This window comes from Cohaesibacter sp. CAU 1516, from assembly GCF_005771485.1.
Classification (GTDB): Bacteria; Pseudomonadota; Alphaproteobacteria; order Rhizobiales; family Cohaesibacteraceae; genus Cohaesibacter; species Cohaesibacter intestini.
The window spans coordinates 105,785-119,499 of record NZ_VANT01000008.1 but is presented as its reverse complement, the minus strand read 5'-3'; the positions used below and the strand labels follow the sequence as shown (position 1 = coordinate 119,499).

Here is a 13,715-nt window from a genome sequence, read left to right as displayed (position 1 = left end):
ACTGAGCCAGCCTTGCTGCGTGTCGTCTTTTGAACTTTGTTAACTACAATGGCCAAAAGCGGTTCACCCGTGTTTAGAAAAACAGTCGGTTAAATCTTATTCAAAAATTGGCTGTTAATCCTCTTAGTCACAACCGAACTCAAAACCAATGGTGTTGGACTATGCAGGCTCTGGATCCGAAGACAGCCTTTTCATCAAGTGCTGTTCTGGCGACCGCACAAGAGGAAGATTTCCGGTCAAGTTCCCAGATTTCCGACCTTGCTCGTGAAGTCGCCTCGGAATTCTCGACGACGACCTACGCCCCCATGATGGTGCGCGGGCTGGTGCAGCTTTCCGATTTTCTGATTGTCATGATCATGGGGCTGACGGCCTACTCCATCGCGGGAGGGGCGCAGTTGGCCGGATACGAGATGCCACTGACCTTCCCGATCGTCGGTGCGGCCTTGTTCATGCTCTTCATGTTGTCTGCGGACGGCTATAATGTGCATGAAATGAACAATATGGCGCCGCATCTGGGCAAGGTGATTGGCTCGATGACGATGCTGGTCGTGCTGTTTCTTCTGGTCGGCTTTCTTTCTGGCACGGATCTGGAACAAAACCGCGCTTGGCTGGGCATCTGGTTTACGCTGGGATTGGCCGTAATGTGCTCCATGCGAGCCGTCGAGACCCTGTTTATCCGGCGCTGGCAAGCCGATGGCCGCCTCGAACGTCGCGCTGTTATTGTCGGCGGTGGGAGACCAGCGGCAGAAATCATCGAGTCACTGGAAGCGCAGGAAAATAACGACATTCGCATTTGCGGAATTTTCGATGACCGCGATGATGACCGGTCACCTGCGATTGTTGCGGGCTATCCCAAGCTCGGCACTGTCAGTGATTTGGTCGAGTTTTCCCGTCTTTGCAAAATCGACATGTTGATTGTCACCATTCCCGTGACCGCAGAGAATCGTGTCTTGCAGATGCTGCACAAGCTCTGGGTTCTACCGCTTGATATTCATCTGAGCGCTCACATGAACAAGATGCAGTTCCGTCGCCGCACATACAGCTATGTCGGAAATTTGCCCACCGTGCCGGTCTTTGCCAAACCGATCGCCAATTGGGGTTCGTTGTTCAAACGCGCCTTTGATGTGGTGGTCGCGGCGACAGCTATTCTTGTGCTGTCTCCCCTGCTGGTTGGCACAGCCATCGCCATCAAACGCGACAGCAAGGGACCAATCATCTTCAAACAGAAGCGTCTTGGCTTCAACAACGAGGAAGTGGTCGTTTACAAATTCCGCTCCCTCTATCATGAAAGCTCCGACCAGAAGGCGCAGAAATCGGTCACCAAGAACGACAATCGCGTCACCAAGATCGGTCGCTTCATCCGCAAGACGTCGATTGATGAGTTGCCACAATTGTTCAACGTGCTTTCCGGCACCTTGTCACTCGTTGGCCCCCGGCCCCATGTGCCGCACCAGCAGACCAACAACAAGTTGTTCGAGGAAGTGGCCGACGGTTATATGGCGCGCCACAAGGTCAAGCCGGGCATCACAGGCTGGGCGCAGATCCATGGCTGGCGCGGTGAAATTGACGATCCGGAGAAACTCAAGCAGCGTGTCCAGCATGATATCTACTATATCGAAAACTGGTCGTTATCGATGGATCTATATATCCTTGCCGTCACGCCACTCAAGCTGCTCAATCAGGACAATGCCTATTGATCAGCCACGCGAATGGATGACCGCTGATTGTATCAGGGCCAGCATGCCACATGCCGGCCCTTTTCCGTTCTGCCTCTGAAATCCAACTTTGTTATGCATTTCAAAGCGGTTGACTGAGGATAATTGCCCAACCGGGCGCAAGTTTTATTGCAAGCGGATGACAATGACTCTATAAAGCCCACGTGTCGGAGCGTAGCGCAGCCTGGTAGCGCACTTCGCTGGGGGTGAAGGGGTCGTAGGTTCGAATCCTATCGCTCCGACCATTACTTCCCCTACAGCATTGATTTCATTGATAAATTTAGATCGACGATTTTTTACCCGCAATCATACCCACAATTTGAAATTCACTGTGACGCCCTAAAACGCGAAAAGGACCGCAATAACACCTATCTATTCATTGATCAAAACAAATTCGTCAAAATCTTTTGCGGTCATGGATTTAACAACATCGACAATTTCTGGAATAGTGGATCGTATATCATTTGCCAATTCCTCAATCTGATTTGCTATATCGATCAGAACGGCAGCGTCGAGATCATGGACTCTAAGTTTCAGTTTTCCATGAGCACTGAACTTTAAAAGCTCATTTTTCCCTGCTACAAATTTGCCGTGCGCCAAAAGATTGCGAACATTGACAGAATAGTGAGCGGTAGAATCCAACAGTTCTTTTATTTTATCGCTTAATTCATCACCAAGCGGACTAGCCAGCGAACGTGCGGCAGCCTGAAGTGAACTAATTTTTGCTTTGGAGGTCATGTTCTCTGTAATGCTCAGGGCATGAGTGGGATCTAACCTGAATAGTGCCACGAACATAATATCAATTTCAGCCTCCACTAAACTCCACCAGACCATTATCAGCCCGATGTTGTAAATTGATTGTGCATCCAACGTAGGTTTTTCAATTGGAGTCAGAAAGTCATTTGGGTCGTAGTTTATTGGCCAATCATCCACCGGAATTTCTCGCTGAAATGGTTATTTCTAGTTATTTGACTATTTATGATCGCTGTGACTTCGTCCATTAAAAAAATGTTCGTATTCTAATGCCTCGCCCAATCGCCACTAGAAATTGCATCTATAGTCTCAGCGATATTTATTAGAAGAGCAGTTTTTCCCGTCCAATTGAAATCGCCATGCACCCATGCGCCAAGGCAATTTGGATAGCCAGCGGTAATTAGGTATTGAGCGAGCAGGCCAAATTGCTTGCAAGCATGGGCCGGATTTAGCGCTCCCCGCCCATCACGAGTGCGACGGAAAGCACGCGTGATTGATCGGCCTTGCTCGTCCACAAAGGTCAGGGTGATCCGGCCGTAATTGTGTTGCTTGATGGTGTGAAGCATCAACGGCACGTCGCGGCCCTGATAATCGATCCGCCCTGTTATATGCGCCCCCGTCGTCCATATGCCGCACCCACTGGGCGCTTGATCAAGCCAATCATTCAGTTGGGCTAGGGCTTGCTGGCGCTGTGCGCTCTGTTGCTGTAACGCCTTGAAGGCATCATTGTCGTTAGCCTGCTGTCTGCGTGCTAACCATCTGTCGTTTGATGGTCGAACCGACAACAAAGCATTGTCAAAAACGGTTTGCTTTTGATCCCACTTGTTGCCATCGCCGCTATCGCTCCGACCATTTTCTTCTCTTTAAAATCTATCCATCTTCCCCTCGCAGCATATTGCTTGCTGCGCCTCTTGCGCGTTTGCCTGAAGGGGACTGGACATTTCCAATGCAAACACAAAAGGCGCGATCAAAGCCGCGCCTTGTGGTTTGCAGGGACTGTTCTCCGAAGACAGCTCTCAAAGGTCCTTGTGGACCTCCGGCACGAAGGTCTGCTCGTCCATTGGTGGACGAACATAGCCGCTCTGGACCGGTCGCGGTTCCAGCTCGAGCGGCTCGGGTGTCAGATCCTCATAAGGCACCATCGAGAGAAGGTGACTGATGCAATTGATCCGCGCATGTTTCTTGATGTCCGACTCGACCACATACCAAGGCGCTTGCTTGATGTCCGTATGGGCGAACATTTCATCCTTCGCCTTGGAGTAATCCATCCATCTTTTGCGGCTTTCCAGATCCATTGGGCTCAGCTTCCAACGTTTTGTCGGATCTTTCAGGCGGTTCTGAAAGCGGCGTTCCTGCTCTTCGTCTGAAACGGAGAACCAGTATTTGATCAACTGGATGCCTGAACGCACCAGCATGCGCTCAAATTCCGGACAACTGCGCAAAAACTCGCGATATTCTTCCTCAGTGCAGAATCCCATGACCCGCTCGACACCAGCCCGGTTGTACCAGGATCGGTCCAAAATGATCATCTCACCCCGAGCAGGCAAATGGGCGACGTAGCGCTGGAAATACCATTGAGTCTTTTCGCGCTCGGTCGGAGCGGGCAAGGCAACGACTTGCGTGATGCGTGGATTGAGCGGTTCGGTGATCCGCTTGATGGTTCCGCCCTTGCCTGCAGCATCACGGCCTTCAAAGATGACGACCACCCGATGTCCGGTCTGCTTGATCCATTCCTGCATTTTCACAAGTTCAATCTGCAGGCGCAGCAACTCGCTTTCATACAGTTCGCTGGAGATCTTGCCGCTCTTTTTCTGGTCTTCGGAAGAGTTTTTCTTCGCCATCTGCCTGCCTCGCTGTCGTTACCGGAAAAAGCCTAACATAGGGAGACGCACAGTTTGCATACGTAAATTTCCCATGCCCCATAAAAAAGATGCACAGACACAGCTTGTTTGGCACTGAATGACAAACAAAGCCCAGAGCTGCTTGCTGACATCAAGACATGTCACATGAGTGCAATATCCGATGCCTAGGTTCGCTGCATCACATTGGCAGGGGTGACATCCACTGAGTCGCTCTTGTCGGAGATCGTTAGGCTCAGCGCATGGCCATTTGCCACGCTGGCCGAACCACGCACACCAGAGCGTCATGGTTTCTGACCGATGATGCCTATACTGGCCCTGTTGGATTGCGGGGCCATTTTTTTGTCCGGCAGTCTGTTCTGTCGTAACAGTTAACGACATTCTTACAAAAAGCACAGATTTTTGCGGTTCGGGCAAAAAGACGATTAAGATTTCGGCGCTATACTGAAGCAATGATACCAGCATTGTCCATAGCCTCCGCCGGAATGACGGCTGCAGCAGATCGCCTCGAGGATATCGCGATCGGCATCGCCAATCCTGTGCCCGACAATGCGCCGGAAACGACAGTCAAGGCACAGTCAGAGGTCAAGCCGACCGATCCGATTGCGCCAGTCTCCGCATCCCCCAGTCTTGATCCTGCCAAATTGGTGGAATTGATTGAAGCGGAGGTTGCCTTCAAGGCCAGTGCCTTGGCAACCAAGACGGTTGCATCTGCCTCTCAGGACCTGATGGAAGCCCTGCGCTAACCTCCCTGCCCTCATGGCGACCCTATCTGTCTTCAGAGCGAGCCTGATCAAGGATTCGCTTGCATTCGAGCAGTTCGAACAGCGTGGATTGCAGACGGCGAATATCGTCTCTTGCCATGCCGGCTTTGGGCTTTTCAGACTTGGCGGCATCTTCCGAGCGTCCACGCAGCCGATTGAACAGGCTGGTACCGCCGCTTTGTTCACCCAAGACGCGCTGCGCTTCGGAAACCGAAATAGACGCAGCCTCACCAGAAACGAATTTGGGTTCACCCATTGCCAGATCGCGGGGTAGCGCAACGCCGTGATGCTCGCCCTCATGCGGATGCATCCGCGCCAGATTGGCGGCCTTTGGCGGCTGCATGTCGCTGGTTGGGACCTGTTGCTGAGTTGACTTTGCGACGACTGGCTGTGGGAGGGTAGTGGATGAAAGCAGCTGCTGCGGTTCTTGCCAAACAGATGGCTGACCGACGGGCTGAGCTTGGTCCGGCTCCCTTGTGACAACAGGTTGGGCCGGTTGTGGGGCAGAAGACTGAGGCTGCTGGTCCTGATAGTGCGGCTCGGCCACCGGACGTTGAGCCAGAGCAGTTGCGGCATATGGCCCTGTCAGAGGCCCGGTCTGGGACCCAGTCTGAGGCCCGGTCTGGGACCCAGTCTGAGGCCCGGTCTGGGGCCCTGCTTGAAGTCCTGAAGGTGGCGCAGCTTGCGGGCCCGGTTGGTTCGGAGCGGGAGCGGCTGGGTGGGCAGGACCCGCGTCACCTTGTCCGAGCACTGCATTTGCTGCCGCCTGCTGGATCGCATGCACGGCCGCAGCCGGTTGCGGAACGGGTGCTGTAGCTGTTCCGTGATTGACTGGAGCTGAGGGAGCGGCTTGAGGGGCATTGTATCCCCCCGCAGCAGGATGCACAGGTTGGGCGGCAGAATGATCCGCTCCTTGCGCTGGCATCTGACCTGCCGGGTGAGCCATCTGTTGCTGAGGCGATTCCGGTGCCGAGGTGCGTGGCGCAACCAATGGCGGACGGGCCACTTCCAACTGATTGGGTTCAAGATAGTCCTGATGTGCGGAAGTCGCCCCTGCATCAGTCTGTGCGGCAGTTGCGGTTTCTGATGTCTCATCGGTGCCGACGATCGTGTCGATCACATGGCGGACACCTTGCTCTTTCAGAATGCGCTGCACGCCTTTGATCGTGTATCCCTCATCATAAAGCAGATGGCGGATACCCTTGAGCAGATCAATATCATCGGGACGATAGTAGCGACGACCGCCGCCCCGCTTCATCGGCTTGATCTGGGAGAAGCGGGTTTCCCAAAAGCGCAGCACATGCTGCGGCAGGTCGAGATCCTGCGCAACTTCGCTGATCGTCCGAAATGCATCTGGGCTTTTGCGCAAGATTCCCACCTAGCTCGCGTAACCGATTATCGCCGCCGCTAAAAAACAACAAAATATATCATGCCGCCAGACCATCCAACCCCGGCGCAATGCGTACATATCATACAAATCAGGCGTGATTTGGGTCACGCCCATCCGCACGATGAGAAAACAGCCTTCATGAAATCAGGATTTAACCGGAGCAAGCGAATCGTTGATCTTTTTCTTCAGTACGTTGGATGGCTTGAAAACCATGACCCGACGTGGAGAAATCGGCACTTCCTGCCCGGTTTTCGGGTTACGCCCGATCCGTTCACTCTTCTCACGCACGAAGAAAGTACCAAACGAAGACAATTTGACCTGTTGCCCTTCTACGAGGCTATTGCTTACTTCTTCCAGAACCATCTCAACCAGTTCGGCAGATTCTGTTCGAGACAGGCCAACTTTCTGATAGACCGCCTCACACAAATCCGCTCGTGTAACTGTCTTGCCCCCCATGCTACAACCCTCATCTAGAAGCATAAACTCTGACTCACCTAGGCTAAAATGGTATTGCCGGAATCGGGTTCCGTCAACTGCAAGAGTGCGCAATTGTCTGTATGGACGGTCATTAATTCGGCTATTGTTGGATGAAACGGCTATCGGCAGCTTCGTTGATGCCTGTCAGGTCCCATAATCTCGACAAGAGTCGTTGACCGTTGAAGTTCTGATTGAACCATGGATAGCAAGCCTCTGTATTGTCGCAGGAAATAATGACGCACAAAAAACCCGCCGAGCTTGCCATGGTGCAAGCCCTGCGGGCAAACCAAATATCTCAAAGGCCAGAAGTCGACTACCAGCGCAGCAGGACGGACCCCCAGGTGAATCCGCCGCCCATGGCTTCGAGCATCACCACATCCCCTTGCTTCACACGGCCATCGCGAACGGCGGTGTTGATGGCCAGCGGAATGGACGCTGCCGAGGTGTTGCCATGCAAGTTGACTGTAGTGACCACCTTGTCTTTGGCGATATGCAGCTTCTTGGCGCTGGCATCGATGATCCGGCGGTTGGCCTGATGCGGGATGAACCAGGTCAGATCGTCCGCCGACATGCCCGTCGCGGCGAAGGCGTCGGTGATCACATCGGTGATCATGCCCACCGCATGCTTGAAGACTTCCTTGCCTTCCATGCGCAAATGACCGGTGGTCTGTGTGGTGGAGGGACCACCATCGACCAGCAGCTTTTCCTTGTGGCGGCCATCAGACCGGATATGGCTGGTCAGAATGCCGCGATCGTCATTCGTCCCTTCCCCTTCCTGTGCCTGAAGCACAAGAGCACCGGCCCCATCGCCGAACAGCACACAGGTGGTCCGATCCTCAAAGTCGAGAATACGGGAAAACGTTTCGGCTCCGATAACAAGTACATTCTTCGCGCGACCGCAGCGGATATACATATCGGCAGTCGACAAGGCAAAAACGAAACCCGAGCATACGGCCTGCAAGTCGAATGCGGCACCATGATGAATGCCCAGACGGTTCTGGATGGCAACGGAAGTCGCAGGGAATGTGTTGTCCGGAGTGGCAGTGGCACAGATGATCAGATCAATGTCCTGCGCATCCATTCCGGCGTTGTTCAGTGCGTCGATTGCGGCATTGTACCCCAGATCAGAGGTATATTCGCCCTCCGCAGCAAAGTAACGCTGCTCGATACCAGTTCGCTGGCGGATCCACTCATCCGACGTATCGACGATTTTCGTCATATCGTCATTGGTGACGACATTTTGCGGCAAGTAGGCACCCGAACCTACGACGACTGATCGTAACACACTCACTTATGCGTTCTCCTCATCGGTCGCGAGTTCTTCTTCGATCGCGTACCGGTTTTTGTTGAAAACAGACAAATCCTGTTCAATATTTTGCGTCAGGCCATTTTTGACCATGTCATATCCAAGACCGATGGCAGATGAGAATCCCTCGCCGTCGGCACCGCCGTGACTTTTGATCACGATGCCATTGAGGCCGAGAAAGACACCGCCATTGACCTTGCTCGGATCCATCTTTTCGCGCAATCGGTCAAAAGCCGAGCGCGCAAAGACATAACCGAGCCGTGACATCCAGGTCCGCTTCATCGATTCCCGCAAATAGGTTGCCAACTGCTTGGCGGTCCCTTCTGCAGTCTTCAGCGCGATGTTGCCGGAAAAGCCTTCCGTCACAACCACATCGACGACACCCTTGCCCAAATCGTCGCCTTCCACAAATCCTTTATATTCGATATGCGGCAGCTTGAAATCGCGAAGAAGGCGGCTGGCTTCCTTGACTTCATCAAGGCCCTTCACATCTTCCTCGCCAATATTGAGCAGGCCCACCGTCGGGCGCTCAATGCCAAACAGGGATCTGGACATCGCACCACCCATCATCGCGAAGTCGATGAGTTGTGATGCATCGGCACCAATGGTTGCCCCAACGTCAAGCACAATAGACTCGCCACGTAAAGTTGGCCAAATGGCAGCAATGGCCGGACGTTCGATATCCGCCATGGTTCGAAGACAGAATTTCGACATCGCCATCAGGGCGCCGGTGTTGCCCGCCGAAATGCAGACATCGGCGGTCCCGTTCTTTGTAGCTTCGATTGATTGCCACATGGAAGACTTGAATCGGCCGCGCCGCAAGGCCTGACTCGGGCGCTCATCCATCTGGACACTCACCTCGCAATGGATCAGCGTGCTGGCAGCTTTGACCTTCGGGAATTGTTCCAGCAGCGGCTCGATAATGGCGCTGTCACCATAGAGCACATAACGGATATCCGGATACCGTTCGAGTGCGATGTCAGCCCCTGACAGCACAGTTGCAGGTCCCTTGTCACCACCCATCACATCGAGGGAAATGTTCACAATTTCTGCCATACCTGACTACTCTACGCCGCTTTCTGTTCGTTCGGACATCCGGTCCGCTGGCCCTGCGCCTGCTATCGAATATCGTCCTTTGGATTTTAGCCAAATCGCACCGTCACAAGATTGTGATGGACAATATCGATTTCTAATCAAGAAACAACCGCCTTATGGGTTAGTTGATCGAAAGGCCCTTAATTCTCGCCATCTGTTGACAATTGATCCTTCAGGCCTGCAAGGGCTGCAAATGGATTGTCAGCGCTGTCGGGGCCGCCTTTGTCCTCGATATGATCGTGGAAGTCGGCATCATCAGCACGCGGATAGTCATCAAGGGCCAGTGCGAAGAACTCTTCGGCATAGGCTCCGACATCAATCACTTCGCCTTCAAATACCTCCGGTGGATCTTCTCCTTCCGGATCGATGATCATTTCGCCACCAGAGAGCTCGTCATTGGACTTGCGGGCGAAGGGCGATCCTTCCGGCACCAGGGTCAAGGAGAAGGGTTCGTCAATCACTTGCAGAACTGGTTTCAGGGTGACGACGCAAGCTTGCTCCACCTCACCCATCACGCGCCCCTCCATCCGTGCTCCGGTTTTCTTGAATGGTGTCACACGCGCATCGATCGCGAAGGACTTGACCGACAAGATCCCCAATCGACGGCACAACTCGGCGCATTGGTCCGCGTCAGCCTTGGCCTTGACGACTTCGCCAAGGCTCTTGATGCGGGCTACGATGACCGGCAGGGACAAAAGGGGGTCACGTTTTTCAGTGACGGGGTCGTTGTGTTTTTGCGTCACGGGCGTTGCCTCGGATCGCGCATCTTGCTGCGCTGTTATCTTTATTGGGCTGTTTTCTTTGCTTGGTGTAGATTTAGAGGCTTTTGAGGCCGTTCCTAGGCCCGTTGGCAAATTCCTTAGGGCAAGGCGTCAATCATACACAGATTTGTTGTCAAACAGCCCCTGTTTTGCTCACCGCAATGATTGCCGGGAAGTGGATCTGTCCTTTGGCAAAGTTTTCGACGCTTTGTTCAGCCAAGGCTTGGGTGCAGGCCTGAACATAGTCGACCAATGCAGGGGCCTTGTCATGAATGCCATCTGTATCGGGATAGATGTTGCGGGTAAGGGCGGCAGCAAAGCTCTCGTCGCCCTCTTCGCGACTGGTGTCATAGGCACCCACATGGCCATAAAAGGCCTGTGCCATTTTCTTGATCTTCTTTGGCACCGACAGATCCCCAATACCGATTTCGCGCAAGGAATGGTCCATATCCTTGAAGAAGCGGTCAAACACAGCCTGCCCCAGATCCCGTGCCTGCTGGTCTTCGTCCCGCAACCGGTGAAACAGCATATAGGCATGCAGAACGATCATTTCGAACCGCCCCGTCACACTATCTTCTACTTGATAGTCGATATAGAATTCAGGTTGCCGTGCCTGGGCAACAATCTCGCGATAAAGAGCGTCGGCGGCCTTTTCCTGAGCAGTTTCCTTGTGAAATAGGCTGAAGATCATGCTTTAATCCGTCTTGTCGATCCAAAATGTGCGAAAGCGGGGCTTTGCTTGGTTGTTAGTATCACAATTGCCAGAAATCATCGCCCGATTTGCGACAAAGATTGCATTTAAACAGCAAAAAGGATACCGACTAGAAAAAATGACAGACATCGAGATGTCTGTGGTCTGGCGTTTGCATCGGCCGCGCCTCATTTTACCCATTGCGTTGCATGTTGCTCGTCAACAGGCATGTGGATCAGTCATCAGCAGGAGTAGCACACTCACATGTTCAGCCTCAGTCACCGCGCCGACAGTCGCGACGCCCGTCAAAACCACAAGATCCTATCGTCTGTCAAGGCCGTGAGCGCCGCTGTTTGTCTCGGTACTTTCCTGTTGGCAGGCTGCTTTACCGAAGAGACCTCGGTCCACGGCTTCGTGCCGAGCGATTACACGCTCGACCAGATTGCTGTCGGCTCCAGTCGTGAACAGGTGATCCTCACTCTGGGCTCCCCATCAACGACGGCCAACTTTGGCAATGAGGTGTTCTATTATATTTCGCAGACCCGCAAAAAGCCGGTTGCCTTTATGAATGCCAAACCCGTCGATCAGACCGTTGTCGCCGTTTATATGGACGAAGAACAGCGCGTGGCTCGCACCGCTCGCTATGGTCTCAAGGATGGCAAATTGTTCGACTTCACCAATCAGGTCACCCCGACCGGTGGTGCGGAAGCTTCGTTCCTTGGTCGTCTGATGGAAGGCCTTGGCCCGGCAAGCCCGTTCGGAAACTAGTTTCTTTGATCCGAACCTTTTCCGACAGATCAGCTCTGAATACCACAACACCGTCAGCCTCAGGTTGACGGTGTTTTTTATGGCTCCGATTGCATTGTGATCAAAAATGCTCGTAGGCGGTCATGTTGCCGATGGACTGCAAAGCACCCTGCTTGTCGCGCAAGTGCACATCGTTGCCTTCGCCAACGGAACCGACATGGGTGATCGGGACACCACAGGCCCTCGCCACGCTTTCCGCTTCGATGCGATGCTTCGGTGGAATCGTGAAAAGAAGCTCATAATCATCACCACCGCCCAACACTGACTGCCACATGTCGGGCATCAGAGTCACAACGGCGCGGGCCGCGTCGGAAATAGGAACGTTTTCCTGACTGATGGTGATTGCAACCTTGGCAGCCTGTGCCATCTTCGTGGCGTCTCCCAACAATCCGTCCGATATATCCATCGAAGCAGTGGCCAGACGAGCAATCATCTCGCGCAGGGCGACGCGTGGTTGCGGCAATAGAAACCGATCGGCCAGAAAGGCATGCTGCTCTTGTGTCAAGATATCGGCCAATTCGCCCTTGCATACCTGAAGCCCGAGCGCACCGTCACCGATGGTGCCAGACACATAGACCAGATCGCCGGGCGCGGCATTCTTGCGCAACACCTGCCGATGGTGATCTAGCAGGCCAAAGGCGGTGATGGAGAGGGTCAGTCGCTCCGGACTTTTGACCGTATCGCCGCCCAGCAGAGGAAAATCGAACAGCTTCTGGTCGCGCGCAAGCCCGACACAGAATTGCTCAAGCCAGTCTTCGGTCCAATCGAGGGGCAGCCCCAGACCGAGCATGTAGCCATAAGGCTTTGCACCCTTGGCGGCGAGATCGGACAAATTGACCCGCAGGGCTTTCGCGGCAATCAGGTCAGGGCGATCCTTGGCAAAGAAATGCACGTCGGCGACCAGCATATCTTTGGTGAGCACCAATTGCTGGCCGTCCGGCACGCTCAAAAAGGCCGCATCATCGCTCAGGCCATAGGCGGCATCCTCTTTGCACAAAGGGGCGAAGTAACGCGCAATCATCGCGCTTTCGCCAATCCGCCGCTTCTGGTCTGACATGAGTAGGCCTGTTACTTGTTGCTTTTCTTCTTCATTTCGTCGGCGCGCATGCCACGGGCCAGAGTATCCAGAACCGCATTCACCAGACGCGGCTCATCTTCTTCAAAGAAGGCTTTGGCAACATCGACATATTCAGTCAGGATGACTGGAACCGGCACTTCCTTGTGTGACATCAATTCATAGAGGCCACAGCGCAGAATGGCGCGCATCGTCTGGTCGATACGGGCCAGAGGCCAGCCCTTTTCGAGGGCTTGATGGATCATCGGGTCAAGGGTGCGCTGTTCACGCACCACACCGCTGACCAGTCCCTTGAAATAGGAATAGTCTGCAGGCAGATACAGTTCGTCATCGACTTCCTTGCCGAGACGATACAGTTCGAATTCCTGCAGAACTTCCACCAGCGGCGTTCCGCCGACATCCATTTGATACAGGGCCTGCACGGCACCAAGACGGGCGGAGCCGCGCTTGTTGGCCGTGCGCACCGGTTTCTCACTATCGGTCATTATTCGATTCCGAATTTTTCTCGCAGTTCAACCATGGCGAGGGCTGCTTTCGCGGCAGCGCCACCTTTATCCTTGTCCGTGACATTTGCGCGGGCCCAAGCCTGGTCTGAATTTTCAACGGTCTGAATGCCATTGCCGACAGCCACACAGCCCTCGACGGCCAGATCCATGATGGCACGAGCGGATTCGTTCGCCACAATATCATAGTGGCTGGTTTCTCCGCGGATCACCACACCAAGGGTGACATATCCATCATAGTCGGCTTCCCCTTCTTCCACGGCGGCCATCGCCATGGAGAGGGCAGCAGGAATTTCCAGCACACCTGGAACGGACACACGCTCATAGGTGACACCTGCTTCCTCAAAAGCAGCCATGGCACCTTTCGCCAACTCGTCGGCGAGATCGTCGTAGAAGCGAGCTTCAATGATCAGAAAGTGGGGGTCTTTTGCACTCATTGCTTTGTCCAATCGTCTTGTTCCAGCGATAGCGCTGTGAGGGCGTGTCAAACCACGAAAGGTGGAATTTGTCCAGCCCAAA

Annotated in this window: 13 protein-coding genes, 1 tRNA gene and 1 pseudogene; 4 read left to right on the top strand and 11 right to left on the bottom strand. The window is 53.7% G+C overall.

Features of this window, described 5'->3' with window-relative positions; translation table 11 throughout:
• Positions 1–161: 161 nt before the first annotated feature.
• Both FDK21_RS17875 and FDK21_RS17870 read left to right on the top strand, forming a co-directional pair.
• Complete coding sequence (locus FDK21_RS17875; RefSeq protein WP_138150315.1) at positions 162–1,697, top strand: undecaprenyl-phosphate glucose phosphotransferase; 1,536 nt, start codon at positions 162–164, stop codon at positions 1,695–1,697.
• Positions 1,698–1,883: 186 nt separating this feature from the next.
• Positions 1,884–1,960 (top strand) — tRNA-Pro (locus FDK21_RS17870).
• 127 nt (positions 1,961–2,087) lie between these two features.
• Here FDK21_RS17870 and FDK21_RS17865 read toward each other — a convergent pair.
• Together FDK21_RS17865 and ppk2 are read right to left on the bottom strand one after the other, a co-directional pair.
• A complete protein-coding gene (locus tag FDK21_RS17865; protein ID WP_138150314.1) occupies positions 2,088–2,648 on the bottom strand; it encodes a hypothetical protein in 561 nt (186 codons plus the stop codon).
• An 836-nt stretch (positions 2,649–3,484) separates the two neighbouring features.
• Positions 3,485–4,309, bottom strand: a complete 825-nt coding sequence (ppk2, locus tag FDK21_RS17860; protein WP_114010362.1) for a polyphosphate kinase 2 — start codon at positions 4,307–4,309, stop codon at positions 3,485–3,487.
• Between the two features lie 482 nt (positions 4,310–4,791).
• Here ppk2 and FDK21_RS17855 point away from each other — a divergent pair, with 482 nt between their 5' ends.
• Positions 4,792–5,073: a hypothetical protein gene (locus FDK21_RS17855; RefSeq protein WP_138150313.1), complete on the top strand. Its 282-nt coding sequence runs from the start codon at positions 4,792–4,794 to the stop codon at positions 5,071–5,073.
• Positions 5,074–6,229: 1,156 nt separating this feature from the next.
• On the opposite strand, the pseudogene FDK21_RS17850 reads toward FDK21_RS17855, so the two are convergent.
• The 6 genes and pseudogenes from FDK21_RS17850 to FDK21_RS17825 form a co-directional block, all read right to left on the bottom strand.
• Positions 6,230–6,460 (bottom strand): annotated as a pseudogene (locus FDK21_RS17850) (MerR family transcriptional regulator); the annotation flags it as partial.
• A gap of 165 nt (positions 6,461–6,625) precedes the next feature.
• Complete coding sequence (locus tag FDK21_RS17845; protein WP_114010360.1) at positions 6,626–6,937, bottom strand: integration host factor subunit alpha; 312 nt, start codon at positions 6,935–6,937, stop codon at positions 6,626–6,628.
• 334 nt (positions 6,938–7,271) lie between these two features.
• Positions 7,272–8,249, bottom strand: coding sequence for a beta-ketoacyl-ACP synthase III (locus FDK21_RS17840; protein WP_114010359.1), 978 nt, complete (start codon positions 8,247–8,249; stop codon positions 7,272–7,274).
• Positions 8,250–9,311, bottom strand: a complete 1,062-nt coding sequence (gene plsX / locus FDK21_RS17835) for a phosphate acyltransferase PlsX (RefSeq protein ID WP_171022147.1) — start codon at positions 9,309–9,311, stop codon at positions 8,250–8,252.
• 188 nt (positions 9,312–9,499) lie between these two features.
• Positions 9,500–10,102 carry a DUF177 domain-containing protein gene (locus FDK21_RS17830; RefSeq protein WP_138150312.1) on the bottom strand — a complete coding sequence of 201 codons (603 nt, stop codon included), beginning with the start codon at positions 10,100–10,102 and terminating at the stop codon, positions 9,500–9,502.
• Positions 10,103–10,253: 151 nt separating this feature from the next.
• The gene (locus FDK21_RS17825) at positions 10,254–10,811 is read right to left on the bottom strand and encodes a ubiquinol-cytochrome C chaperone family protein (protein ID WP_114010356.1); all 558 of its coding nucleotides are present in this window, start codon (positions 10,809–10,811) and stop codon (positions 10,254–10,256) included.
• A 264-nt stretch (positions 10,812–11,075) separates the two neighbouring features.
• On the opposite strand from FDK21_RS17825, the gene FDK21_RS17820 reads away from it, so the two are divergent.
• Positions 11,076–11,579, top strand: coding sequence for an outer membrane protein assembly factor BamE (locus tag FDK21_RS17820; protein ID WP_114010355.1), 504 nt, complete (start codon positions 11,076–11,078; stop codon positions 11,577–11,579).
• 100 nt (positions 11,580–11,679) lie between these two features.
• On the opposite strand, the gene thiL is transcribed toward FDK21_RS17820, so the two are convergent.
• From thiL to ribH, 3 genes are read right to left on the bottom strand one after another with little or no spacing between them, the layout of a single operon-like run.
• Positions 11,680–12,675 (bottom strand): thiamine-phosphate kinase, encoded by a 996-nt coding sequence (gene thiL, locus FDK21_RS17815; protein WP_138150311.1) that lies wholly within the window; start codon positions 12,673–12,675, stop codon positions 11,680–11,682.
• Positions 12,676–12,686: 11 nt separating this feature from the next.
• On the bottom strand, positions 12,687–13,178 hold the full coding sequence (nusB, locus tag FDK21_RS17810) for a transcription antitermination factor NusB (protein WP_138150310.1): 492 nt from the start codon (positions 13,176–13,178) through the stop codon (positions 12,687–12,689).
• Positions 13,178–13,633, bottom strand: a complete 456-nt coding sequence (ribH, locus tag FDK21_RS17805) for a 6,7-dimethyl-8-ribityllumazine synthase (protein WP_138150309.1) — start codon at positions 13,631–13,633, stop codon at positions 13,178–13,180. Before ribH ends, nusB begins: the two co-directional genes overlap by 1 nt.
• Between the last annotated feature and the right edge of the window lie 82 nt (positions 13,634–13,715).